22 protein-coding genes are annotated in these 24,853 nt (G+C 60.1%); 10 read left to right on the forward strand and 12 right to left on the reverse strand.

The window, feature by feature from the left end:
- The first annotated feature begins 21 nt into the window (after window positions 1-21).
- On the forward strand, window positions 22-294 hold the full coding sequence (rpsT, locus tag AB9L16_RS22090; RefSeq protein ID WP_003228351.1) for a 30S ribosomal protein S20: 273 nt from the start codon (window positions 22-24) through the stop codon (window positions 292-294).
- A gap of 185 nt (window positions 295-479) precedes the next feature.
- Here rpsT and AB9L16_RS22095 read toward each other — a convergent pair whose 3' ends face one another.
- The 5 genes from AB9L16_RS22095 to rplU all read right to left on the reverse strand — a co-directional run bounded on the left by AB9L16_RS22095 (window position 480) and on the right by rplU (window position 4,235).
- Window positions 480-947: a CreA family protein gene (locus AB9L16_RS22095; protein WP_041477794.1), complete on the reverse strand. Its 468-nt coding sequence runs from the start codon at window positions 945-947 to the stop codon at window positions 480-482.
- Window positions 948-957: 10 nt separating this feature from the next.
- Window positions 958-2,076 (reverse strand): glutamate 5-kinase, encoded by a 1,119-nt coding sequence (gene proB / locus AB9L16_RS22100; RefSeq protein WP_039761700.1) that lies wholly within the window; start codon window positions 2,074-2,076, stop codon window positions 958-960.
- 137 nt (window positions 2,077-2,213) lie between these two features.
- Window positions 2,214-3,437 (reverse strand): Obg family GTPase CgtA, encoded by a 1,224-nt coding sequence (cgtA, locus tag AB9L16_RS22105; RefSeq protein WP_016773122.1) that lies wholly within the window; start codon window positions 3,435-3,437, stop codon window positions 2,214-2,216.
- Between the two features lie 193 nt (window positions 3,438-3,630).
- Window positions 3,631-3,888 carry a 50S ribosomal protein L27 gene (gene rpmA / locus AB9L16_RS22110; protein WP_016773121.1) on the reverse strand — a complete coding sequence of 86 codons (258 nt, stop codon included), beginning with the start codon at window positions 3,886-3,888 and terminating at the stop codon, window positions 3,631-3,633.
- Between the two features lie 35 nt (window positions 3,889-3,923).
- Window positions 3,924-4,235, reverse strand: coding sequence for a 50S ribosomal protein L21 (gene rplU, locus AB9L16_RS22115; RefSeq protein ID WP_007924746.1), 312 nt, complete (start codon window positions 4,233-4,235; stop codon window positions 3,924-3,926).
- Between the two features lie 241 nt (window positions 4,236-4,476).
- Between rplU and AB9L16_RS22120 the strand changes: the two genes are divergently transcribed.
- From AB9L16_RS22120 to AB9L16_RS22130, 3 genes are all read left to right on the forward strand, one after another.
- Window positions 4,477-5,445, forward strand: coding sequence for a polyprenyl synthetase family protein (locus tag AB9L16_RS22120; protein ID WP_016773120.1), 969 nt, complete (start codon window positions 4,477-4,479; stop codon window positions 5,443-5,445).
- A gap of 181 nt (window positions 5,446-5,626) precedes the next feature.
- Window positions 5,627-5,968 carry a zinc ribbon domain-containing protein YjdM gene (locus AB9L16_RS22125; protein WP_016773119.1) on the forward strand — a complete coding sequence of 114 codons (342 nt, stop codon included), beginning with the start codon at window positions 5,627-5,629 and terminating at the stop codon, window positions 5,966-5,968.
- A gap of 204 nt (window positions 5,969-6,172) precedes the next feature.
- Window positions 6,173-6,430 carry a hypothetical protein gene (locus AB9L16_RS22130; protein WP_016773118.1) on the forward strand — a complete coding sequence of 86 codons (258 nt, stop codon included), beginning with the start codon at window positions 6,173-6,175 and terminating at the stop codon, window positions 6,428-6,430.
- Between the two features lie 139 nt (window positions 6,431-6,569).
- Here the strand turns inward: AB9L16_RS22130 and AB9L16_RS22135 are convergent, their stop codons facing one another.
- From AB9L16_RS22135 to AB9L16_RS22145, 3 genes are all read right to left on the reverse strand, one after another.
- The gene (locus AB9L16_RS22135; RefSeq protein WP_016773117.1) at window positions 6,570-7,187 is read right to left on the reverse strand and encodes an FKBP-type peptidyl-prolyl cis-trans isomerase; all 618 of its coding nucleotides are present in this window, start codon (window positions 7,185-7,187) and stop codon (window positions 6,570-6,572) included.
- Between the two features lie 120 nt (window positions 7,188-7,307).
- Window positions 7,308-7,613, reverse strand: coding sequence for a DUF6482 family protein (locus AB9L16_RS22140; RefSeq protein ID WP_150638478.1), 306 nt, complete (start codon window positions 7,611-7,613; stop codon window positions 7,308-7,310).
- Between the two features lie 131 nt (window positions 7,614-7,744).
- A complete protein-coding gene (locus AB9L16_RS22145) occupies window positions 7,745-8,233 on the reverse strand; it encodes a TIGR00645 family protein (RefSeq protein ID WP_016773116.1) in 489 nt (162 codons plus the stop codon).
- 160 nt (window positions 8,234-8,393) lie between these two features.
- Between AB9L16_RS22145 and AB9L16_RS22150 the strand changes: the two genes are divergently transcribed.
- Window positions 8,394-10,223 carry a hypothetical protein gene (locus AB9L16_RS22150; RefSeq protein WP_150742257.1) on the forward strand — a complete coding sequence of 610 codons (1,830 nt, stop codon included), beginning with the start codon at window positions 8,394-8,396 and terminating at the stop codon, window positions 10,221-10,223.
- Here the strand turns inward: AB9L16_RS22150 and AB9L16_RS22155 are convergent.
- Together AB9L16_RS22155 and AB9L16_RS22160 are read right to left on the reverse strand one after the other, a co-directional pair.
- A complete protein-coding gene (locus AB9L16_RS22155; RefSeq protein ID WP_016773114.1) occupies window positions 10,220-10,540 on the reverse strand; it encodes a hypothetical protein in 321 nt (106 codons plus the stop codon). The two genes, AB9L16_RS22150 and AB9L16_RS22155, sit on opposite strands and share 4 nt — an antisense overlap.
- 324 nt (window positions 10,541-10,864) lie before the next feature.
- Window positions 10,865-13,303, reverse strand: coding sequence for a Lon protease family protein (locus AB9L16_RS22160; RefSeq protein WP_056790505.1), 2,439 nt, complete (start codon window positions 13,301-13,303; stop codon window positions 10,865-10,867).
- Window positions 13,304-13,605: 302 nt separating this feature from the next.
- Here AB9L16_RS22160 and AB9L16_RS22165 point away from each other — a divergent pair, with 302 nt between their 5' ends.
- The 4 genes from AB9L16_RS22165 (at window position 13,606) to AB9L16_RS22180 (ending at window position 17,186) form a co-directional block, all read left to right on the forward strand.
- On the forward strand, window positions 13,606-14,094 hold the full coding sequence (locus AB9L16_RS22165; protein WP_016773112.1) for a DUF3015 domain-containing protein: 489 nt from the start codon (window positions 13,606-13,608) through the stop codon (window positions 14,092-14,094).
- A gap of 97 nt (window positions 14,095-14,191) precedes the next feature.
- On the forward strand, window positions 14,192-16,045 hold the full coding sequence (locus tag AB9L16_RS22170; protein WP_375122708.1) for a DUF4105 domain-containing protein: 1,854 nt from the start codon (window positions 14,192-14,194) through the stop codon (window positions 16,043-16,045).
- A 219-nt stretch (window positions 16,046-16,264) separates the two neighbouring features.
- Window positions 16,265-16,621, forward strand: coding sequence for a hypothetical protein (locus tag AB9L16_RS22175; RefSeq protein WP_056790510.1), 357 nt, complete (start codon window positions 16,265-16,267; stop codon window positions 16,619-16,621).
- Between the two features lie 70 nt (window positions 16,622-16,691).
- On the forward strand, window positions 16,692-17,186 hold the full coding sequence (locus AB9L16_RS22180; protein ID WP_110646711.1) for a GreA/GreB family elongation factor: 495 nt from the start codon (window positions 16,692-16,694) through the stop codon (window positions 17,184-17,186).
- Here the strand turns inward: AB9L16_RS22180 and gdhA are convergent.
- Both gdhA and ettA read right to left on the reverse strand, forming a co-directional pair.
- Window positions 17,183-18,520, reverse strand: a complete 1,338-nt coding sequence (gene gdhA / locus AB9L16_RS22185; RefSeq protein WP_236168705.1) for an NADP-specific glutamate dehydrogenase — start codon at window positions 18,518-18,520, stop codon at window positions 17,183-17,185. The genes AB9L16_RS22180 and gdhA overlap by 4 nt on opposite strands.
- A 349-nt stretch (window positions 18,521-18,869) precedes the next feature.
- Window positions 18,870-20,534: an energy-dependent translational throttle protein EttA gene (ettA, locus tag AB9L16_RS22190; protein ID WP_016773108.1), complete on the reverse strand. Its 1,665-nt coding sequence runs from the start codon at window positions 20,532-20,534 to the stop codon at window positions 18,870-18,872.
- Between the two features lie 287 nt (window positions 20,535-20,821).
- On the opposite strand from ettA, the gene morA reads away from it, so the two are divergent.
- Window positions 20,822-24,670, forward strand: coding sequence for a cyclic di-GMP receptor MorA (gene morA, locus AB9L16_RS22195; RefSeq protein ID WP_353188926.1), 3,849 nt, complete (start codon window positions 20,822-20,824; stop codon window positions 24,668-24,670).
- Window positions 24,671-24,853 lie beyond the last annotated feature (183 nt).

Consider the following 24,853-nt stretch of genomic DNA (forward strand, 5'->3'; position numbering starts at 1 on the left):
AGTCTTTCGAGGAGCTCGACGGTGGCCAACTCACCTTCCGCCAAAAAACGTGCAAAACAGGCTGAGAAGCGTCGCAGCCACAACGCCAGCCTGCGTTCCATGGTTCGTACCTACATCAAGAATGTAGTTAAGGCCATCGACGCAAAAGACGCTGAAAAAGCTCAAGCTGCATACGTTCTGGCTGTGCCAGTTATCGACCGTATGGCCGATAAAGGCATCATCCACAAGAACAAGGCTGCTCGTCATAAGAGCCGTCTGAATGGCCACGTCAAAGCGCTGAAAGAAGCCGCTTAATCGACGTAGTCATTAAAAAACCGACCTCAGGGTCGGTTTTTTATTGCCTGTGATTTAACAAGCTACAGGCAAAAAAACTGTGGGAGCGAGCCCGCTTGCGAATGCGATCTGCCAGTTGATATTTCTATCGACCGACATGACCTCTTCGCGAGCAGGCTCGCCCCCACAGTTCGGATTGGTGGCGCTTATTGCTGGACCGGCACCCACGGCAGGATCGGGATGGCCGTGACCGCATTCTGCGGACTACCCTCGATCAAGCGATCGCTGTAGACCAGATACACCAGCGTGTTGCGCTTCTTGTCGAGGAAACGCACCACCTGCATGGTCTTGAACACCAGCGAGGTGCGCTCCTTGAACACCTCGTCGCCGTCCTTCAACTCACCCTTGAACTTGATCGGCCCGACCTGACGACAGGCAATCGAGGCTTCGGCGCGATCCTCCGCCAGACCCAGACCACCCTTCACTCCGCCGGTCTTGGCGCGAGACAGGTAGCAGGTCACGCCCTCGACTTTCGGATCGTCGAAGGCCTCGACCACGATCCGGTCATTCGGCCCGACAAACTTGAACACCGTCGACACCTGACCGATTTCCTCGGCCGAGACCAGCAATGGCATGGCCATCAGCAGGCCCAACAATCCTTTCGCTACACGCATCGAATTTTCCTTAGACCAGAATCAGGTTGTCACGGTGAACCAGTTCCGGCTCCGCCATGTAACCGAGCAAACCGACAATCGCATCCGACGACTGACCGATGATTTTTTGCGCTTCCAGAGCGCTGTAATTGGCCAGACCCCGAGCGATCTCCCGACCGTCCGGCGCCACACAGACGACCATCTCACCGCGACGGAAACTGCCCTGAACCAGTTTCACCCCCACCGGCAGCAGACTTTTGTTGCCCTTGGACAACGCCGACACCGCCCCCTCATCCAGCACCAGAGTGCCACGGGTTTGCAGATGACCGGCCAGCCACTGCTTGCGCGCCGCGAGCATGCCACGCTCCGGCGATAGCAGCGTGCCAATGCGCTCGCCCGCCTTCAGGCGATCGAGCACACGCTCAAGCCGCCCGCCGACGATGATGGTGTGCGCACCGGAACGCGCTGCCAGGCGTGCCGCACGCAACTTGGTCTGCATGCCGCCGCGCCCCAGCGCACCACCGGTACCGCCTGCAACCGCATCGAGCGTCGGATCATCGGCGCGCGCTTCATAAATCAGCTGCGCATCGGGATTGTTGCGCGGATCAGCGTCGAACATGCCGTCGCGATCAGTGAGGATCACCAGCAGATCGGCCTCGACCAGATTGGCCACCAGCGCCGCCAGCGTGTCGTTGTCGCCGAAACGGATTTCATCGGTGACCACAGTGTCGTTTTCGTTGATCACCGGAATGACTTTCAGCTCGACCAGTGCACGCAAGGTGCTTCGGGCATTGAGGTAGCGCTTGCGGTCGGACAGGTCGTCGTGGGTCAGGAGAATCTGTGCAGTGTGCCGGCCATGCTCGGCGAAGCTCGACTCCCACGCCTGCACCAACCCCATCTGACCGATTGCAGCGGCCGCCTGGAGCTCGTGCATGGCACTGGGTCGTGCGGTCCAGCCCAAGCGACTCATGCCGGCCGCTACCGCCCCGGAGGACACCAGCACCAGCTCGACGCCCGCCTCATGCAGCGCCACCATCTGCTCGACCCAGACACTCATTGCCGCGCGATCCAGCCCTTTGCCGTCAGCTGTCAGCAAAGCGCTGCCGATCTTCACGACCCAACGCTGCGCACCTGTCACCTTGCTCCGCATCATCTTCAACCTTAGCTTGAGGGCAGCGCGACCTGGCACTGCCCGTGACGTTAATCGTGGCGATTGCTGACCAACGATCGATTTCCGGATACTAAAACGCCGCTCGATTGAGCGGCGTTCAAGTTTATCGCAACGGATCAGTCACGCACGTAAATGATTTCCGGACCGTCTTCGTCATCCACATCTTCTTCGTCCCAGTCATCGTCGCCGATGTCATGGACCGACTTCACGCCACTGCGACGCAGGGCACGCTTGTCGTCCAGCGCCTGCAACTGCGCACGGGCTTCGTCTTCGATGCGCTGATCGAGATCGGCCAGCTCTTCCTTGTACGCAGGGTCTGCGGCGAGGCGATCGGCACGGTCTTCCATGTAACGCATGATGTCGTGGCACAGACGCTCGGTACCGATCTTGGCGATGGCCGAGATCACGTACACCGGACCAGTCCATTCCAGGCGATCGACGATTTCCTTGACGCGAGCATCGTGCTCTTCTTCAAGGATCTGATCGCACTTGTTCAGCACCAGCCAGCGATCACGCTCGGCCAGCGACGGGCTGAACTTGATCAGCTCGTTGACGATCACTTCAGCTGCGTCCGGAGCACTGGAATCATCCAGCGGCGCCATGTCGACGAGGTGCAGCAGCAGACGCGTACGCGCCAGGTGCTTGAGGAAGCGAATACCCAGGCCGGCACCATCGGAAGCGCCTTCGATCAAGCCCGGAATGTCGGCAATGACGAAGCTTTTCCAGCGATCGACGCTGACCACACCCAGGTTCGGCACCAGTGTGGTGAACGGGTAGTCGGCGACTTTCGGCTTGGCGGCCGAGACCGAACGGATAAAGGTACTTTTACCGGCGTTCGGCAAGCCCAGCAGACCGACGTCGGCCAGCACTTTCATTTCCAGTTTCAGGTCACGCTGCTCGCCCGGCTTGCCTGGCGTAGTCTGACGCGGCGCACGGTTGGTACTGGATTTGAAACGGGTGTTACCCAGACCGTGCCAGCCGCCCTGCACTACCATCAGTTTCTGACCAGCCTTGGTCAGGTCGCCGATGACTTCCTGGGTGGCGGAGTCGATCACGGTAGTGCCGACCGGCACGCGCAGGATCAGGTCTTCGCCCTTCTTGCCGGTGCAGTCGGTGCTGCCACCGTTGGAGCCACGCTCGGCATCGAAGTGACGGGTGTAACGGTAGTCGACCAGGGTATTGAGGTTTTCGTCGGCCATCATGTAGATGGAACCGCCGTCACCGCCATCACCGCCGTTCGGGCCGCCGTTTTCAATGAATTTTTCCCGGCGGAAACTCATGGCACCGTTGCCACCGTCACCGGCCTTTACGCGAATCGATACTTCATCAACAAACTTCATAACCAACGCCTCTCGCCGTACGGACGAGCCGAAAAACAATCAAGACATAAGACTCTTGCAAAAATGAGCGCAGCGACCCCAAGACACGACCTGCATCGCACGCCGACAGCCCATACAAACAGCTTTGCAAGAGACTCACCCCACAAACGAAAAAGCCCCGTCGCAAGACAGGGCTTCTCCAGCGATCTCGCGATTAAGCCGCGATTACGCTCACGTAACGACGACCGAAGGCGCCCTTTACTTCGAACTTGATCACGCCTTCGATTTTAGCGAAGAGAGTGTGATCCTTGCCCATGCCAACGCCGTAGCCAGCGTGGAATTGGGTGCCGCGCTGACGCACGATGATGTTGCCGGCCTTGATGACCTGGCCGCCATACATCTTCACGCCAAGGCGTTTGGCTTCTGAGTCGCGACCGTTACGGGTACTACCACCAGCTTTTTTGTGTGCCATGAGTTCAATTCTCCTAGTGAGGAATTAGGCTGTAATTAAGCCTGAATACCGGTGATTTTGATCTCGGTGAACCACTGGCGGTGGCCCATACGCTTCATGTGGTGCTTACGGCGACGGAACTTGATGATGCGGACTTTATCGTGACGACCTTGGGAGATCACTTCAGCCTTGACGGTTGCGCCAGCAACAACTGGTGCGCCGATGTTCACGTCGTCGCCGTTGGCGACCAGCAGAACGCGATCAAAAGTCACGGATTCGCCAGTAGCGATTTCCAGTTTTTCGATCTTCAGGTATTCACCTTCAGCGACCTTGTATTGCTTACCGCCGGTAACGATTACTGCGTACATGGTATTTCTCCGATAATCCTGCTCACCCAGCTCTTTATAAGAAGAGGTATTGGCTGGCATGGCTGCATGGGGCTGGAACGGCCCAAGTGCAATTGCGTAAGGCAGGTGCTGCCCAGGAAGTTCAGGGTGCGCGATTGTACGCAAGCAATCTGCCTCGCGCAAGTGGCCGTCCATCGCGCCTTGACAGGTCTGGACGGGGGTCCTAGCATGCCGCGCAACCCTTCTGGAGCGACTCTCGCTGATGCAACCCCAAGCTTTCTACCGCGCGGTGGCGGACGATTTTAGCGCCGTCGACGGCATCATCAAGAAGCAGCTGACGTCTCGAGTGCCGCTGGTATCGAAAATCGGCGATTACATCACGTCGGCCGGCGGCAAACGCCTGCGTCCTTTATTAGTGTTGCTGTGTGGCAAGGCCCTGGGTCGCGAAGGCGACGACATGCGCCTGCTGGCCGCCACCATCGAATTCCTGCACACCGCGACCTTGCTGCATGACGACGTCGTCGACATGTCCGGCATGCGCCGTGGCCGCTCGACCGCCAACGCCATGTGGGGCAATGCCCCGAGCGTGCTGGTCGGCGACTTCCTGTATTCGCGCTCGTTCGAAATGATGGTCGAACTGGGCTCGATGCCGGTGATGAAGATTCTCTCCCAGGCCACGCGCATCATCGCTGAAGGCGAAGTGTTGCAGCTGTCCAAGGTGCGTGACGCCAGCACCAGCGAAGAAACCTACATGGAAGTCATCCGCGGCAAGACCGCGATGCTCTTCGAAGCCTCGACCCACAGCGCCGCCGCCCTGGCTGGCGCGACCGCCGAGCAGAGTGAAGCCCTGCGCACGTTCGGCGATCACCTGGGTGTGGCGTTCCAGCTGGTTGATGACTTGCTCGACTATAAAGGCGACGCGGAAACCCTGGGCAAGAACGTCGGCGACGATCTGGCCGAAGGCAAGCCAACCCTGCCGCTGATCTACACCATGCGCGAAGGTACAGCCGAGCAGGCGGCACTGGTGCGTCAAGCGATCCAGAAAGGCGGGATCGAAGACCTGGAAAGCATCCGCATCGCCGTCGAAGCGTCCGGCTCGCTGGAGTACACCGCGCAACTGGCCCGCGATTACGTGGCCCGCGCGATCAAGTGCCTGGAGGCGCTGCCGGCCAGCGAATACCGCGATGCGCTGGTGGAACTGAGCGAGTTCGCGGTCGCCCGCACGCACTGATTCATCCCCTGTGGGAGCGAGCCTGCTCGCGAAAGCAATCTGCCAATCGACTCAATGTTGACTGACACAGCGGTTTCGCGAGCAGGCTCGCTCCCACAGTTGTTTCTGCGCTATGCCCTCCTCCGCGTAAAACCCTATACAATGTGCGCCCTTTATCCCTCCTGATACCCAAGGAACCTTAGTGAGCACGTTGCCACCCTGCCCGAAATGCAATTCCGAATACACCTACGAAGACGGCACCCAACTGGTCTGCCCCGAGTGCGCCCACGAGTGGTCTGCCAGCGGCGAAGCCGAAGTGGCGGCCGATGATGCCGTGAAGAAAGATTCGGTCGGCAACGTCCTGCAGGACGGCGACACCATCACCGTGATCAAGGACCTCAAGGTCAAAGGCACGTCGCTGGTGGTCAAGGTCGGCACCAAGGTCAAGAACATCCGCCTGTGCGATGGCGATCATGACATCGACTGCAAGATCGACGGCATCGGTCCGATGAAGCTCAAATCCGAGTTCGTCAGAAAAGTCTGAGCCTTGCGTCATCCATCCTGCGCCAGCCGTGGGATGGAGCTTTGCCCTCCCCGCTTCAGCTCAATGAATCCGCGCATGGCCATCAGCCAGCCATTTTGACCTGACACAACCTTTACCCGGAAAACTCCACGATCCGCCAATAGGCACTTGCTATTTGATGAATAAGAATTATTCTCATTGAAACCTTTCAAGGAGATGAGCCCCATGACTTATTTGATCGACGCCTGGCTGGATCGCCCACACCCGTACCTCAGAATCCTCCATCGGGAAACCGGCGAAGTCTGCGCAGTGCTTGAAGAAGAAGCCTTGCATGAGCTGCAGGATCAAGGCGATCTGGACGTCAGCAGCCTCAATTCCAGCGAGCCGCTGGTACTCAAGGAGCTGGTGCGCAATCTGTTCCTGTTCTGCTATGCCCGGGCGTTGCGCCCGACCAATGAGCTGCACAACAAGATCGAAATATGAGCAGCATTAAAAAAACCTGTGGGAGCGAGCTTGCTCGCGAAAGCGATAAATCAGTCAACGAATGAGTCGACTGAAAAACCGCCTTCGCGAGCGAGCTCGCTCCCACATTTTTCAGCCCGCCATCAAGGCAGGCTCGGTATTACAGAACGTCGAGCAGCTCGACGTCGAACACCAGAACGCTGTGCGGCGGGATGCTGCCCACGCCTTGTGCGCCGTAAGCCAGTTCGCTCGGCACGTACAGGCGCCATTTGCTGCCGGCATTCATCAGTTGCAGCGCTTCGGTCCAGCCAGCGATCACGCCGCCAACCGGGAATTCTGCAGGCTGGCCGCGCTCGTAGGAGCTGTCGAACACAGTGCCGTCGATCAGGGTGCCGTGGTAGTGCGTACGCACCTGGTCTTCACGGGTCGGCTTGGCGCCGTCGCCCTGAGTCAGCACTTCGAATTGCAGGCCGGAAGCCAGGGTGGTGATGCCGTCACGCTTGGCGTTTTCGGCGAGGAAGGCCAGGCCTTCGCCAGCCGCGGCTTCAGCCTTGGCCGCTGCTTCGGCTTGCATGATCTCGCGGATCACCTTGAAGCTGGCGGACATTTCTTCCTGGCCAACACGGCTTGGCTTGCCGGCGAAAGCGTCGGTCAGACCGGCCAGGATCGCGTCCAGGCTGACACCCGGTGGCGGGTTGTCGCGCAGCTGGTCGCCGAGTTGACGGCCGATACCGTAGCTGACGCGGGTTTCGTCGGTGGACAGATTTACTTCGGACATGACACTGCTCCGCTGTGCGGACGGCCACAGGACTTGCCGTGCGTGCACAGCGCGTCCCGGCGCGCCCGGAACCAAAAGGGCGAGCAGACTAGCACAGATACCCCGGACTTGGGGCCGGGGCTACAGGGCCGAGCGCCAGGCGAGCGGCACTTTCAGGCTTTCATCGAGGTCACCGACCAGGCCACACATTTCGTCGTGGACCGAGGTGTGCACAAGATTGAAGGGCAGTACCGGAAAGGCATGCAGCAGATCCCGCGCGTGCTCCACTGAGCGCAGCGTCAGCATATTGCCCTTGAGATCGCTCAACGGATACGCCGCCCCATGCATCCTCGCTTCCAACAGGTAAATGCCACCCTCCATCGAGATCAGGTTCAACTCATCGACCTTCCTGGCAACAGCAAACGCGTTCAACTCTTGCAGGTTCATGGAAGCACCTCACACCGTGGCGAATCGCACCGTTACAGGCATAGGCCGCTGCGCTTGAAAGCACAAGCCACAAACGAAACCGCCCGTCTGTTTCGCAACAGACGGGCGGTTTTTTTGCCTTGATCGGCTGATCAGTGCTTGGTGACCTTGTCCAGGTAACCCATGGCAAATGCGGATACCACAAAAGTCATGTGAATGATCACGTACCACATCAAATGCTCGGGATCGACGTTCTTGGCGTCCATGAAGATACGCAGCAAATGGATCGAGGAAATCGCCACGATCGACGCCGCGACTTTCATCTTCAGCGACGACGAGTCCATGGTGCCCAGCCAGCTGAGCTTCTCTTTGCCTTCGTCGATGTCCAGTTGCGAGACAAAGTTCTCGTAGCCGGAAATCATCACCATTACCAGCAGACCGCCCACCAGCGCCATGTCGATCAGCGACAGCAGCACCAGAATCAGATCCGATTCAGCCATGGCGAAGACGTTGGGCAGGATATGGATGATTTCCTGGAAGAACTTCAATGCCAGCGCCAGCAGACCGAGGGACAGGCCGATGTAGATCGGCGCCAGCAGCCAGCGGGTGGCGTACATTGCATTTTCGATAAAGCGTTCCATTGACTCTCACACAAGGGGCTGGAAATGGCGGCGAGTATAACAGCCCGCTGTGACAGCCAGAAACCGCCGGAAAATCCGCCACCTGCGTGTGTGTGACAAAGTTTTTCTGCTAGTGTCCAAAGCATTGACAGCCCAATGACAGTGGACAGGATGCGTGGAAATGGATGTGCGATCAGCCTTGACGACTGCCGGAATCTGCCTCGCCTTGCTCATCGGCGGTTGCTCGCCCGGCGATGAAAAGCACGTCGCCAACCTCGACGAAAAGACCGCCTCCTTCGAACAGTCACTGGACACGATCAGCGATCCGAAGCTCAAGGACGCCATCACCGAACTCGGCGGTTCGCTGCTGTTGCTCGAACGGGCCAGGCTCAAGCTTGACGACATCACCCCGCATACCGAATACGGTGCCGACGCCCTCGCCGTGCTCAAGCACTATCCTACCCCGCAGGCGCTGGTCGATACGTTCATCAACGGCCTGTTCGTGCTGCACAAGGACGCCAGCTCGGATTACCTGACCGATCTGCAACCGGTATTCCCGTTCAACCTGAACATTCCCGGCGGTTTTCTGTTCCCGCACGGCATCGAATGGCATTCGGTCACGTTGAGCAACAAACGGGTGATCGCCTGGCAGCCGGAGTGGTCGGAGACCGACCCCGGCATTCAGCTCAGCCCGTCCAGCTCCAACGTGACCAATCCCGATGACCTGACGGTGACCTACCCGTTCATCGATGGCCTCAACGTCGACAAAAAAAGCCTGCCGCAACCGGTCAGCCTGCAAGGCCAGGTCGAAGTGATCGCGCCCCGGCGGCTGTACAGCTTCGACCTGACGCAGAAAGATGTCGGCCAAACCCGCAGCAACGACAATCTCAGCGTCAAACTGCTCAAGCTGGAAAAAAACTACGCCGAGGTCGAAGTCAGCAACAGCCTGCCGCTCGCGGCAGAAGTCGCCGAAACCCGGATCAATCCGCTGATCGTCCAGGCCCGCGACGCCAGTGGCCAATACCTGGTGCGCGCCGGTTCGATCAACGAAAGCCCGGAGCAGGTCGAGTTTTACCAGAAGCAACTGACGCAGTTACAGAAGCAGAAGAGCTGGAGCGACACCCTGGAAAAACAGCTCAGCGACGACCAGCAAGCCTTCGAGAAAGACCACCCGCGCCGCTACAACAAAGTCTATTTCCACGGCCCGATCGACACACTGGAAGTCAGTGTGCTCGACTTCTCCTCGGCAACAGTGACGCGCAAATCCCTGGACCTGCCGGTGCGCACCTTCAATCCGCACACCACGGCCAAAGCCGTGCAGGCGCTGGACCTGCCAGTTGTGGTGTATGACGATCTCGCCGCCAACTGGCTCAAAGGCGCGGACCTGACGGAAGAACAATTGAAGGCCGGCGTGCGCATTCATCAATCGGTGGAAGAGCCGAGCGCGGCGCGTATCGAGTTTTCCCACCGCCGCACCTTCAATGACGAATTGCTTGGCGACCAACTCAATCCCGGCGTCAGCCCGGTGACTTTCTTCACGGAAAAGCGCGGCGGCAAACTCGACGAGCCGATCGAACTGCCGCCCGAGGCGTATCAGGTCGATCCGCTGCAAGCGACGATTACATATGATCTGAACCTGTTTCCGGAAACCCCGGCGATTGCCGTGGGCTCGATGCCTTTATTTCTGGCCACGGTGGCCAAGCAATCCTACGACGCGCAGTCATTGCCTAAAGGCCTGGCGATCAAGGACAACACGCTGGTGGTCGACCTGAAAACCTTCCCGGCCAACGAATGGCGTTTCTTCGTCAAGGACGACAGTGGCCACTACCTCAAGCAGATTCTTTCGGTCAGCCACGACGCCAGTGCAGAAGGCCCGGCGCTACTCGGCGTGCACTATTTTTACGGTCGCCCGACTCGCGTGGAAACCTATCAGCGCACCGACCTCGCCACCGTGCAATACGGTTTTGAGGTCAAGCTCGACAAGGCGCAGGTCGACCAGTCAGCACCTTAACCGTTGAGGCTGCGCCCACGGCCGCCGTTGATCTGCCGCAACTGGGCTTGCAGGTGCAGGCTCCAGATCTGCGGATCATCGGCCAGTTCGTAACCATGCAAGGTCAGGCTTTCAACGATGGTGTCGAGAATCGACTCGGCCGCGACCGGGCCGTGAAAAGGGCCTTGGGCTTTGATCGCGGAAGGTTGTTCGCCGGCCATGCCGGCCGCGAAGAGCAGCGTCCACATGCCGTTGTCGCCGGCCAGCGGCTTGACGGCGCATTCGATCCGGGTCACCAGACCCAGGCATTGACGGGTGAGACAGAGGTTGCGCGACATGGCGGCGACCCTCGGTAAAGCCGGTATTCAGCCCCCATGGGAGGACTGGCTCGATCCAGTGATACTGTCGATATCCTTGACCTGAGAATAGAAGAAAAGTGTCCCGCGCAAGCCAAATGGAACCAGAAGGCGCCGAATGGTCATTGTGTGAATATTGGCGCCAGACTCGTGACACATTCCCCGAAGATCCCCGCAGAAATCAATCTGGAAAAGCATTGTGGGAGCGAGCCTGCTCGCGAAGACGATGGATCAGCCAACTCATTCGTCGACTGAAACAGCGCTTTCGCGAGCAGGCTCGCTCCCACAGGGTTTATTGCAAGCCTGTCAGGCCGGTTTGGCTTCGGCGAGAGCCTCCTGCGCCAGCTCCTTCTCGGCCTCTTTCAAGTCCTCTTCGCTGATCATCTCGGCGATATCGCGCAGGCGCTCGACCACTCGGGCATTGATGCTGCCTTCGGGGAATTCGCCATCGGCGTTCGGCTCTCCGGCCGGCTCGCCCACCAGCAGGCTCAGCGCCTCATCGGCCTGACGCACCGCATACACGTGGAACTGGCCGGCGCGCACGGCGGCGAGGACTTTCTCATCGAGCATCAGCGTGGCGACGTTGGCCTGGGGAATGATCGCGCCCTGCTCGCCGGTCAGACCGCGTGCTTCGCAGAGGCGGAAGAAGCCTTCGATCTTCTCGTTGACCCCGCCGACCGCCTGCACTTCGCCAAACTGGTTGATCGAACCGGTGATGGCAAAACATTGCTTGAGCGGGGTTTTCGACAGTGCCGAAATCAGCGTGCACGCCTCGCCCAGCGATGCACTGTCGCCGTCGACGTAACCGTACGACTGCTCGAGCGCAATGCTTGCCGAAATCGCCAGCGGGAATTCCTGGGCGTAACGGCTGCCCAGATAACCGGTGAGGATCATCACGCCTTTGGAGTGAATCGGCTGGCCGAGGTTGACCTCACGTTCGATGTCGACGATACCGCTGCCGCCCGGATAGACCGTGGCGGAAATCCGCGCCGGCACGCCGAACGCCGAATCACCGACCTCCAGCACCGTCAGCCCGTTGCACTTGCCGACTGCTGCACCGTCAGTGTCGATGAGGATGATTCCGGCGAGCATGTCGTCGAGAATCCGCGCCGAGACCCGCCCGGTGCGGGTGGCCTTGGCTTTCAGGGCGCGTTCGATATGGCCGGCGTCGGTCATTTCATCGCCGGCCAGATGGCGAATGAAATCCGCCTCGCTGACCAGTTGGAACAGATCGCCAATGCGCGCCGACAAGCGCCCCTGATGCTCGGCCAGCCGTGCGCTGTAGGTCGCCAATCGTGCCACCGCATCGGCGGTCAACGGCGCCATGCCTTCTTCCGAAGTACGCGTCTTCAGGAGCTGGGCGAACTGCTCGAGGCTTTCGTCGACCATCGGGATGTCTTCGTCGAAGTCGACCAGAACGCGAAACATCTCCTGGAAGTCCGGATCGAGATCCTGCAGCGTGTAATACAGCTGCCGCGCACCAATGATGATGACTTTGACCTGCAGCGGGATGTGCTGCGGATTCAGGGTCATGGTGGCGAAGCGGCCCATCTCGCCCAGCGGCGACTCCATTTTCAGTTTGCGCGATTGCAGGGCGCGTTTGAGCGCATCCCACACGAACGGCTCGCTGAGCATTTTTTCCGCTTCGAGAATCAGGAAACCGCCATTGGCGCGGTGCAGCGCACCCGGACGCAACTGCCGGTAAGTGGTGTAGAGCGCACCTTGATCAGTGGTGTACTCGATGCGGCCGAACAGGTTTTCGTAGGTCGGATGTGGCTCGAATACCACCGGTGCACCGCCGCTGGCCGGATGCCCGACCACCAGGCTTGGTGCGTATTGTTCCTCCAGCAACTTGCGCGCGACGGCGTCGGTCTTGCTGTCGTCGACCAGTTGTTCGACCACGGTTTTCAGCAGGTAGACCTGCATCGCTTGCAGGTAACCGCAGACCCCGGCGTTCTCCGCGTACTTCTCCGACAGCGGCGCCAGCAACGGCTGCAAGGCCAGGGTGATGGTTTCTTCATTGAGGTGGCGCAGTTGATTGTTCGACTCGCGCTTCCACTGCGGCAGGCTGGCGAGTTCTTCGTTCAGGCGCTCTTCGAGGCCGGAAATGTCATCGTGAAAACGCTCGCGCTCGGCTTCCGGCAACTGCGCGAATTCGGCTTCGTCCAGGGCCTTGCCGTCGAGCATCGGCGTGAAGGCGATATTGCTGCTGTCGCGGTACAGGGCGACGTCTTTTTCCAGGGCCAGGCGCTCGATGATGTCCAGCGCCTTGTCGTAGCGCTGGTTGAAGGCGCGGTCGATGGCGCTTTTTTTCTGCTGGTAGGACGGGTGTTCGAAAACCGCCGGAAAAGTCGCCAGCAGGTTGTCGATCAGGCCGTTGATGTCAGCGATGAACGAGGCCGCCGTGCCCGATGGCAGCTCCAGTGCACGCGGTTCGCGCGGCTCATCGAAGTTGTTGACGTAGACCCAGTCCGCCGGGGTCTGCAGGCGCTTGCCTTCGGCTTTCAGGTAGCGTTTGACGAACGAAAAACGGCCAGTGCCGGGCTCGCCCATGACGAATACGTTGTAACCGGGGCGTGGCATCGCCACACCGAACTGCAAGGCTTCGACCGCGCGTTCCTGGCCGAGCACACCGCGAAAGGGCTCCAGATCATTGGTGCTAGTGAAGCTGAACTGTTCAGCGGAAAACGGACGAGTCAGCGCTTCGGGCGCAAGACGCAGGCTGGCAGCAACAGGATCAGGCATCGGGCTTCCTTAACAATCAGGCGGGGCAGGTAGCGGCATTCTGGCGCTGCCCGTGCCCCACTGGCAAGGCGCGCCACATGACAAAGCATAGACAAGCGCGCGGCCGGCCGACGCATCCCGATAAATCAGAGGTTTATTCCAAATATTTTGCAAAAAATCACGGAACCGCTGGAACGTGCCTAAACTCCAAACTGCGCGGCTGGAACTAATACCGGCCCACTGACACTTTCGGTTCTGTCCTCGGGCAGAGCGCGAAGGGCCAGAACCCTGTCCATTGGTATGCACATAAAGAGAACAAAGCTATGAAACGGATTCTTCTCGGTACTCTCTTCACCGCTGTATCCATCAACGCAATGGCGCAAGCCCCGGGCGGCCCGGATTGCGGTTGGGGCAACATGCTGTTCGAAGGTCAGCGTGGCACCCCGGCGCACTTCCTTGCTTCCACCACCAACGGCACTTCCGGTAACGCCACGTTCGGTATGACTTCCGGCACCAACGGTTGCTCGACCAACGCATCGCTGACCTACGGCGGCAAATCCTGGTTCGCCATGAATGGCATGATGAACGAGCTGTCCGAAGACATGGCCAAAGGCAATGGCGAAGCGCTGACCACTTATGCCGTGGTCCTGGGCGTAGCACCGGAAGATCGCGCGCACTTCGCGCAAGTGACCCACGAGCACTTCCAGCAGATCTTCAGCAAGGCTGACGTGACCGCTGAAGACGTGCATACCAACACCCTGGCGGTACTGAAATCGGACCCACGTCTGGCCAAGTACGCAACTCAGGCTTAAGCTCGACCCCGCCCGCTTCCTTCGGGAAGCGGGTTTTGTTTTTTTGGCCCGCCCCTCTTTGGGTCTTTTATTTCTTTTCCTGTTCAAGTTGCCGACTATGCTCAAACGCCTTGCCTGGCTGGCGCTCTGTGTCTGCGCCCCGCTGTCCGCCGCGCCTCACATCGATCCTCAACGTTTGCAGCAACTGGCCAACGACCGCTTCTGGATTTCCCTCGGTCATTACGAAACCGCCAAACTCGGCGGCTGGCGCAGCTATGTCAGCGACAAGAAGTTCTTTCTCGCGTCCGATGGCAACGAGCATCCGGACCGCGAACTGGCCGCCACCGTGCAGGCGCTGTACGCCCCGGCCAGTCTCGGCGAGCAACACGCACAATGCGTGTACCCGGCGCGTACACGCTGGCTGAAAGCGCAGCTCAATCTCGCCGACCTGCCAGCGCCCGAATGCGCCGAATACAAGCAATGGTTCAAGGACGTCTCGCCGCACAGCGCGGTGATGATCTTCCCGGCGGCGTATCTCAACAGCCCTTCGTCGATGTTCGGCCACACCCTGCTGCGCATCGATCAGGCGGATGTGCAGGCCGACAAGACTTCGCTGCTCAGCTACGCGATCAACTTCGGTGCCTACATCGAAGGCTCGGACAACAGCATTCTGTATGCCTGGAAAGGCTTGATGGGCGGCTACCCGGGGCTGTTTGCGCTGGTGCCGTATCAGGAAAAATTGTCGGAATACCGCAGCCTGGAAAACCGCGACCTGTGGGAATACCGCCTCAACCTGACCCAGGAAGAAACCGCACGCATGGTCGAACATGTGTGGGAGCTCAAGCAGATCCAGTTCGACTATTTCTTCTTCGACGAAAACTGCTCGTATCGCTTGCTGGAATTGCTGCAAGTGGCGCGACCGAGCCTGCGCCTGACCGAACAATTCCCGCTGACCGCAATCCCGACCGACACCGTCAAAGCGGTGAAAGAGGCCGGGCTGGTCGAACACATCGAATATCGCCCGTCCCGCGAACGTGAACTGCTCAGCCGCGCCGAACCGTTGAGCGATGAAGAACAGCAATGGGTGCTGAAAGTCAGCGCCGATCAAAAAGTCCTGCAAGAGCCAACGTTCAAAGCCCTGCCGCGCGCACGTCAGGCGTTGATCGTCGACGCCGCCTATCGTCTGGAGCGCTACCGCGCCAACGGCCAGGAGCGCGACCCGCAACGAGCGCAGCGCAGTTTCGAACTGCTGCGGGCGATCAACAAGAACCCGGCGCCGGAGCTGGAAATTCCGCAACCCGGTCTGCCCGAAGATGGCCACGAGTCCCGCACCTGGCAGGCCGGCCTCGGTACGCGAGGCGATCGCGCCTTTGGCGAATATGGCCTGCGCATGGCTTATCACGACCTCAATGACAACGCCGAAAGCTTCCCCCTCGGCGCGCAGATCGAAATTCTGCAACTGAAGCTGCGTCAGTACGAAGGCAATGACTGGCAGTTGCAGCAACTGGACCTGGCGACCATTCGTTCGCTGACACCGCGCAACGAGCTGCTGCAACCGCTGTCGTGGCAAGTCACCGGTGGCCTTGAGCGGGTGCCGGGCAAGCATGATGACGAGACGCTGGTCAGCCATGTCAACGGTGGCGGCGGCGGCACGTGGCAGTTGGGCGAAGACGTGCTCGGCTTCGCGCTGGGCACGGTGCGCGTGGAACACAACAACGACTTCGCCGAGTTCGTTTCCCCGGCTGGTGGCTTCAATACCGGCGTGCTGTGGAAAAACCCGCTGGGCAATCTGAGCCTGGAGGCCAAGGGCGACTACTTCTTCAATGGCGAAGTGCGCCGTAGCCTGAGCCTGAATCAGCAGTGGGAGCTGTCGCGCAACCTCGGTTTGCGCCTGAGCGCGCAGCGTGAATTCAGCCAGCTCGCCAGCCCGGAAACGGAAGTCATGCTTGAAGTGAAGTGGTATCACTACTGATCCCGAGCCTGTGTAAATCTCCCTGTGGGAGCGAGCCTGCTCGCGAAAGCGGTGGGTCAGTCAATAGCAGTGTTGCCTGACAAGACGCCTTCGCGAGCAGGCTCGCTCCCACAGGGGCCTTGTGGTGTGCAATGGATTTTTCACAGGCCTTCGACAGCCGCCTCATGAATCCCCTTCTAGACTTTCCTTATGAGCCGAGTATCGGCGCGGGAGAGTGCGATGTGGCGGTACGTGGGATTGTTGGGCGTTGTATTGGCGCTGGGCGGTTGCCAGACCACCCATGAAGACTTGATCGCCAAGGGTTATCCACCGGCCTTCGCCGACGGTTTCGATGACGGTTGCGTCAGCGGCCGGCAAGCGGCGGGCTCGATCAGCGGTGAGTTTCGCAAGAATGTGCCGCGCTATCTCAAGGACCAGCAATACGCCGACGGCTGGGTCGACGGCTTCCGCCAATGTCAGGCGATGCTGGAAAACAGGGATCGCGAGCAATATCGCAACGAACATTGGGATGAGCGCGAACGTGCCTGGCAGCAGCAGAAGGACCAGGACGTCGGGCGGGCTTATCGCTCGCAATAGGTCGCTTGCAGACATCCGTTGAAACCAAATGCCGGCAACCATGGCCCAAATCCTTTAACAGGAGGACTTCATGAGTCGCGCATTCGTCAACGAAGACAACGCCGCCGCGCAGGCCGATCAGCCGGTCGAACGTCAGGTCAGCACGCAGCCCAACTACGTCACCCCGCAAGGTCTGGCGCAGTTGCAGGCGAAGGTCACCGAGCTGCAAAGCCTGCACGCCGAGCAAACGGCCAAGGGCGAGCAGGCCGACAAGCAACGTCTGGCCGATCTGCAACGGGATCTGCGCTATTTCACTCAACGCCTGAGCAGCGCCCAAGTCGCAGTCGCTGCGACCTCCACCGACAAGGTCCAAATCGGTAGCTGGGTGACTTTTGCCGATGAACACGACACTGAACACCGCGTGCAACTGGTTGGCGAAGATCAGGCCGACGCCAGTCAGGGCCTGATCAACTGGGCCTCACCGCTGGGCCGGGCTTTGCTTGGCGCCCGGCTCAACGATGAAGTGCTATGGCAGCGGCCTGCCGGCGACCAACTGATCGAAGTGATTCGCATCGAACCGGCTTAAACCACGCCTTGCGCCAACATCGCATCGGCGACTTTGACGAAACCGGCGATGTTCGCGCCTTTGACGTAATTGATCTGACCGTTGTCTTCGCCGTAATGCACGCAGGCGTGGTGGATCGATTGCATGATCGCGTGCAGCTTGCTGTCCACCTCGCCCGCCGTCCACAGCAGGCGCATGGCGTTCTGCGACATTTCCAGACCGCTGACGGCAACACCGCCCGCATTCGACGCCTTGCCCGGTGCGAACAGAATACCGGCCTCGATAAAGATATCCACAGCCTCCAGCGTGGTCGGCATGTTCGCGCCTTCAGCCACACAGACGCAGCCATTGCGCAGCAGCGTGCGCGCGGCCTCGGCATCAAGTTCGTTCTGTGTCGCGCAGGGCAGCGCGATATCGCACGGCAGCGACCACGGATGTTGGCCGGCGCGGAATTCCAGACCATGGGCGTTCGCCAGTTCGCTGATGCGCCCGCGTTTGATGTTCTTCAGCTCCAGCAGCGCCAGCCACTGTGCTTCGCTCAAGCCTGCCTCGCAGTACAGCGTGCCTTCGGAGTCGGACAGGGAAATCACTTTGCCGCCCAGGTCCATCACTTTGCGCGCCGCGTACTGAGCAACGTTGCCGGAACCGGAAATCGCCACGCGCTTGCCTTCCACGCCCTGCCCGCGGCGCTTGAGCATCTCCTCGGCGAAGTACACGCAGCCGAAACCGGTGGCTTCCGGGCGAATCAGGCTGCCGCCGTAGGTCATGCCCTTGCCGGTGAGGACGCTGGTGAACTGGTTGCTCAGGCGCTTGTACTGGCCGAAGAGGAAACCGATCTCCCGCGCACCGACGCCGATGTCACCGGCCGGCACGTCAACGTCGGCGCCGATGTGGCGATACAACTCGCTCATGAACGCTTGGCAGAAACGCATGACCTCGGCGTCGCTCTTGCCCTTCGGATCGAAGTCGGAACCGCCCTTGCCGCCGCCCATGGGCAAGGAGGTCAGCGAGTTCTTGAAGGTCTGCTCGAAGGCGAGGAATTTCAGCACGCCGAGGTTCACCGATGGATGGAAGCGCAGGCCGCCCTTGTAAGGGCCGATGGCGCTGTTCATCTGGATGCGGAAACCGCGATTGACCTGGACCTTGCCCTGATCGTCGACCCACGACACGCGAAACACCACCGCGCGCTCGGGCTCGCAGATGCGCTCGAGAATGCCTGAAGTCAGGTAATGCGGATTGGCTTCAAGAAACGGCCACAGACTGCGCAGGACTTCTTCGACAGCCTGGTGGAATTCGGGTTGATCCGGGTCGCGTTTTTTCAGGCGCGCAAGGAAGGATTCGACGGATTCGATCATGGGCAAAGTCTCGGCAAATTTATTGTCGTTGGAGGAGATTGGGCCGGACTGTAACAAACGAATTGCGCACAGGAACAGAGCAAAATGTCGCAGTTATGAAATTAAATGGTGCACAGGATATAAATCCGAGGGGTATTTGATCCGTTTTTGCACCTGAGTGGGGAGCACAGATCCAAGACTTGCACCAACAGTTACACCGTATTCGCGAGCAGGCTCGCTCCCACATTTGGAATGCGTTACCCCTGTGGGAGCGAGCCTGCTCGCGAAAGCCGCAACTCGGTTTATCAGGAAAAACCCAGGGCAAAAAAAACGGAGCCCGAAGGCTCCGCTCTTGTGCAACCAACCCGAATCAGGCCAGTTTCTTGTGACGTACCCGGTGAGGCTGGGCCGCTGCTTCGCCGAGGCGTTTTTTGCGGTCGGCTTCGTACTCGGTGTAGTTGCCTTCGAAGAACACCGCTTGCGAGTCGTCTTCGTACGCCAGGATGTGCGTGGCGACACGGTCAAGGAACCACCGATCGTGGGAGATCACAATGGCGGCGCCCGGGAAGTCCAGCAGGGCTTCTTCCAGCGAACGCAGGGTTTCCACGTCGAGGTCGTTGGACGGTTCGTCGAGCAGCAGGACGTTGCCGCCCTCCTTCAGGGTCAGCGCCAGGTGCAGACGACCGCGCTCACCGCCGGACAGATCCTTGACGAACTTCTGCTGATCGCCGCCCTTGAAGTTGAAGCGGCCGACGTAAGTGCGCGACGGGATCTCGTAGTTGCCGATGCGGATCTGGTCGGAACCGTCGGAAATCTGCTGGAACACGGTCTTGCTGCCGTCGAGGTCTTCGCGGCTCTGGTCGACGCAGGCCAATTGCACGGTTTCGCCGATTTCGATGCTGCCCGAATCCGGGGTTTCCTTGCCCATCAGCATGCGGAACAGCGTCGACTTACCGGCACCGTTACCACCGATCACGCCGACAATGGCGCCTTTCGGCATGGAGAACGACAGGTTGTCGATCAGCACGCGATCGCCGTAGCCCTTGGTGACGTTCTTGAATTCGATGACCTTGTCGCCCAGGCGCGGACCGGCCGGGATGTAGATCTCGTTGGTTTCGCTGCGCTTCTGGAATTCCTGCGATTGCATTTCTTCGAAGCGTTGCAGACGTGCCTTGGATTTCGACTGGCGGGCCTTGGCGCCTTTGCGCACCCACTCCAGTTCTTCTTTCATGGCTTTTTCATGAGCCGACTGCTGCTTGGATTCCTGGGCCAGACGATCGGACTTGGCTTCGAGCCAGCCCGAATAGTTGCCCTCGTAAGGAATGCCCGCGCCGCGGTCGAGTTCCAGAATCCAGCCGGCGACGTTGTCGAGGAAGTAACGGTCGTGCGTGATCGCGACCACGGTGCCCGGGAAGTCATGGAGGAAATGCTCCAGCCACGCCACCGAATCGGCATCCAGGTGGTTGGTCGGTTCGTCGAGCAGCAGCATGTCCGGCGCGGACAGCAGCAGACGGCACAGGGCGACACGGCGCTTTTCACCACCGGACAGGTGTTCGACTTTCGCGTCCCAGGCTGGCAGACGCAGTGCATCGGCAGCGACTTCCAGCTGGCGCTCAAGGTTGTGGCCGTCGCTGGCCTGCAGGATCGCTTCGAGCTTGGCCTGTTCAGCAGCAAGCTTGTCGAAGTCGGCATCCGGGTCGGCGTAGGCCGCGTAGACCTCGTCCAGACGCGCTTGCGCATCCTTGATCACGCTGACCGCTTCCTCGACCACTTCACGTACGGTCTTGGCAGGGTCGAGCTGCGGCTCTTGCGGCAGGTAACCGATGTTCAGGTCCGGCATCGGACGGGCTTCGCCTTCGAACTCGGTGTCGACGCCAGCCATGATTTTCAGCAGCGTGGATTTACCCGAACCGTTGAGGCCGAGCACGCCGATCTTGGCGCCGGGGAAGAAGGACAGCGAAATGTTCTTGAGGATTTCCCGCTTCGGCGGAACAACTTTGCCCAGCCGATGCATGGTGAAGACGTATTGAGCCATGGAGAACCTTGGGTCAGTGACAGATGAATGATTGGAGCGCAGGCGATGCCTGGCCAGACTGTGCGCGTCGTTCACTTGATCGCAATCAATGCGTGCGCGCTGGAAAAAGTCTGATTGTAGGGGCTGGAACGCCCCCGGTCTAACCGGCAAAGCTACCTTAATGCCGGAAGGCAGTCCAGCCGAGAGGGGCTGGCACTTCGCCACAACTCAAGGCATGCTAGCCGCCCTTCGGGCGTCCGGCTTATAGTGCACGTCGCGCCAGTCCAGCCAAATCGCAGGATCACAGCTTGACCAATGTCACTCCGCCAGCCTCTGTGAGCAGCACCCCACCGGCGCCCGGCTCGCCCCTGCGCGGGACATTAAAGGGTGCGCTGGCCACCCTCGTGCTGTTATTGCTCGCGTTGCTGTTCTGGCAACTGCTCGATCAATTGCGTGAAACCCAGAAGAACCAGCGCCAGTACACCATCGATTACACCGCCGATCTCGCCGCTCAGGTCAGCCTGAACATGGCGCTGAATGCGCAAATCGCCCTCAATCTGCTACCGATCGTCGAACAACCGCAAACCGCCGACGAACAGCAGATGCTCCTGCGCAAGTTGCAACGTTCGCTGCCCGATCTGCGCAGCATGGCCCTGCTCTCGCCCTCCGGCCGCATCATCAGCGACAGCGCCACCGACAGTTCCGACGCCGATTACCTGACCGAACTGGTGCGCCGCAGCCGCGCCCAGGCGCATTACTTCAGCAATGCCGATGACGGCTCGGTGGTGCACCTGCTGTTGCATCAGGCCAGCGGCAGCAGTCGCGGTTACTGGGCCTTGCGCCTGACGCCAACCTTCTTCGACTCGCTGACCAAACAGGACGCCACCGCCCTGCGCCCGTTGTGGCTGGTGGAAAACCGCCTCAATCACCAGATCATCAGCCGCGAAGCAGGGCTGCCCTCGGTCAAGGCTGGCGGGCTGACGCCTGACGATGTCGCCAACACCGTACTGACCGTGCCGCTGAGCAGCAGCGACTGGCAACTGCGCGGGCTGTTCGACCGCCAGCGCGTACTGGAAGAATTGCTGCCGGCGTTCATCGGCAAATGCCTGCTCGGCCTGGCGTTCTCGATGTTGCCGGTGATTGCACTGCTAAACATGCGTCGGCGCCAGCGCCAGGTGCATGAAGGCCGGCGGCGTTACCAGGATATTTTCGAAGGCACCGGCGTGGCCTTGTGCGTGCTTGACCTGTCCGGCCTCAAGCAGATGTTCGACAAGGCGCAGATCCAGACCAGCGACCAGCTCAAGGCCTGGCTCGACCAACCGCAGCAGCGCCAGCAACTTCTCCAGGAAATGCGCGTCACCGAGGTCAACCAGGTCGCCCTGCAACTGCTCGATGTGCATTCCTGCGACGATGCCTGGCAACTGCTGATCGATGGCCAGCGCCATCCGCAGTGCGCGATCGGTCAGCAGATCCTCGACGCCGTCCTGCAGCAGCAGAAACAGCTGGAACTGGAAATCAAACTGCCCAACAGCAATGGTCGCGACCAGCACCTGTGGATGGTCCTGCGCCTGCCGAGCGAGCAGCACGACTATAAAGCGGTGATCCTCAGCATCAACGACATCACCAGCCGCAAGCTGATCGAGCTGTCGTTGCTGGAGCGCGAAGGCTTCTGGTCGGACGTGGTTCGCACCGTGCCGGATCATCTGTATGTGCAGGACGTGATCAGCCAGCGGATGATTTTCAGCAACCACCACCTCGGCCAGACCCTGGGGTACAACCGCACTGAACTGCATCAGATGGGCGAATACTTCTGGGAAATCCTTCTGCATCCGGAAGACGCCGACTATTACCATCGCTCGCGGCAGTTGCAGCGTCACGCCGGTTACAGCCAGTTGTTGCAATGCCAATTGCGCTTCCGCCATCGCGACGGCAAGTGGCGGCGCTTCGACATCCGTGAACAGGCGCTGGCGCGGGACAAGCATGATCAGGTCACGCGGATCATCGGCGTCGCCAAGGACATCACCGAACAGATTGAGGCGAGCGAATCGCTGCGTGACAGCGAGCAGCGCTACCGCATGCTCGCCGAAAGCATCAGCGACGTGATTTTCTCCACCGACAGCAAGCTCTCGCTGAACTACGTCAGCCCGTCGGTGCAGGCCGTGCTTGGCTACAACGCCGAATGGATCTTCCAGAACGGCTGGCAATCGATCATCGCCAATCCCGGGCAACTGAACGGCATTCATGTGCTGATGGACCGCGTCAGCAAGGCGCTGGACAAGCCCGAGCAACTGGCATTGCTGCGCAGTCAGGTGCAAACGCAACTGTTCCTCTTCGATTGCCTGCGTGCCGATGGCCGCAAGATTCCGATCGAACTGCGCCTGGTGCTGGTGTGGGACGAACACGGCGCGTTCGAAGGCGTGCTCGGCGTCGGCCGCGATATCAGCCAGCAGCGCCGTGCCGAAAAAGATTTGCGCATGGCCGCTACGGTATTCGAGCACTCGACTTCGGCAATCCTGATCACCGACCCGGCCGGTTATATCGTTCAGGCCAACGAAGCGTTCAGTCGGGTCAGCGGCTACAGCGTCGGCGAAGTGCTTGACCAGTTGCCGAACATGCTCACCGTCGACGAGCAGCAGGATGCGCACCTGCGCTACGTGCTCAAGCAGTTGCACGAGCACAGCACCTGGGAAGGCGAAGTATGGATGAAGCGCCGTAACGGCGAGCATTACCCGGCGTGGGTCGGCATCACTGCCGTGCTCGACGACGAGGGCGATCTGGCCAGCTACGTGTGTTTCTTCAGCGACATCAGCGAGCGCAAGGCCAGCGAGCAGCGCATCCACCGCCTCGCCTATTACGATGCCCTCACCCATTTGCCGAACCGCACGCTGTTCCAGGATCGTCTGCACACCGCGCTGCAAGCGGCCGAACGGCAGAAGTCGTGGGTGGTGCTGATGTTCCTCGACCTCGACCGTTTCAAACCGATCAACGACTCCCTCGGCCACGCCGCCGGCGACCGCATGCTCAAGGACATGGCCACGCGCCTGCTGGCCTGCGTCGATGACGACGACACCGTGGCGCGCATGGGCGGCGACGAATTCACCTTGCTGCTGCAGCATCGCTCCAATCGCGAACTGGCGCTGAACCGGGCGATTCATGTCGCCGAGCAGATTCTCGCCAGCTTGGTGCGGCCGTTCGTGCTCGAGGGCCGCGAGTTCTTCGTCACCGCCAGTATCGGCATCGCCCTGAGTCCGCAGGACGGCAACGAACTCAGCCAGTTGATGAAGAACGCCGACACGGCGATGTACCACGCCAAGGAACGCGGCAAGAACAACTTCCAGTTCTATCAGGCCGACATGAACGCCAGTGCGCTGGAGCGTCTGGAACTGGAAAGCGATCTGCGCCATGCGCTGGAGCAGAACGAATTCGTCCTGTATTACCAGCCGCAGTTCAGTGGCGACGGCAAGCGCCTGACCGGCGCCGAAGCGCTGCTGCGCTGGCGCCATCCACGTCGCGGGCTGGTGCCGCCGGGGGATTTCATTCCGGTGCTGGAAGAGCTCGGCCTGGTGGTGGACGTTGGCGACTGGGTCATCAGCGAGGCCTGTCGACAGCTGAAAACCTGGCACCAGCAACGGGTGCGGGTGCCGAAGGTGTCGGTGAACATTTCCGCACGGCAGTTCTCCGACGGCCAGTTGGGCACGCGAATCGCGACGATCCTGCGCGAAACCGGCCTGCCGCCGGCGTGTCTGGAGCTGGAACTGACCGAAAGCATCCTGATGCGCGAAGTCAGCGAGGCGATGCAGATTCTTGCCGGGCTGAAGAACCTCGGCCTGAGCATCGCAGTCGATGACTTCGGCACCGGTTATTCATCGCTCAACTACCTCAAGCAATTCCCGATCGACGTGCTGAAGATCGACCGTACTTTCGTCGACGGCCTGCCGTCCGGCGAACAGGACGCGCAGATCGCCCGGGCGATCATTGCCATGGCCCACAGCCTGAACCTGGCGGTGATCGCCGAGGGCGTGGAAACCCATGAGCAACTGGACTTCCTGCGTGAGCATGGTTGCGATGAGGTGCAGGGCTATCTGTTCGGCCGGCCGATGCCGGCGGGACGGTTTGAAGCGCAGTTCTGTAACGATGCGCTGTTCATGTTCGACTGAACATCTGCGGCGCGCCCTTCGCGAGCAGGCTCGCTCCCACAGGGGAATGCATTGCAGCAGGGGAATGCATCTCAAATGTGGGAGCGAGCCTGCTCGCGAAGGGGCCGGCAAAAGCACCGCACATCTGTCATGAACGCCACTTGTCTGCGACATGACGTCGTTTCATATGTCATCCAAAAGCGG

Origin of the sequence: Pseudomonas sp. LW8 (assembly GCF_041956865.1) — a bacterium.
GTDB lineage: Bacteria > Pseudomonadota > Gammaproteobacteria > Pseudomonadales > Pseudomonadaceae > Aquipseudomonas > Aquipseudomonas siliginis.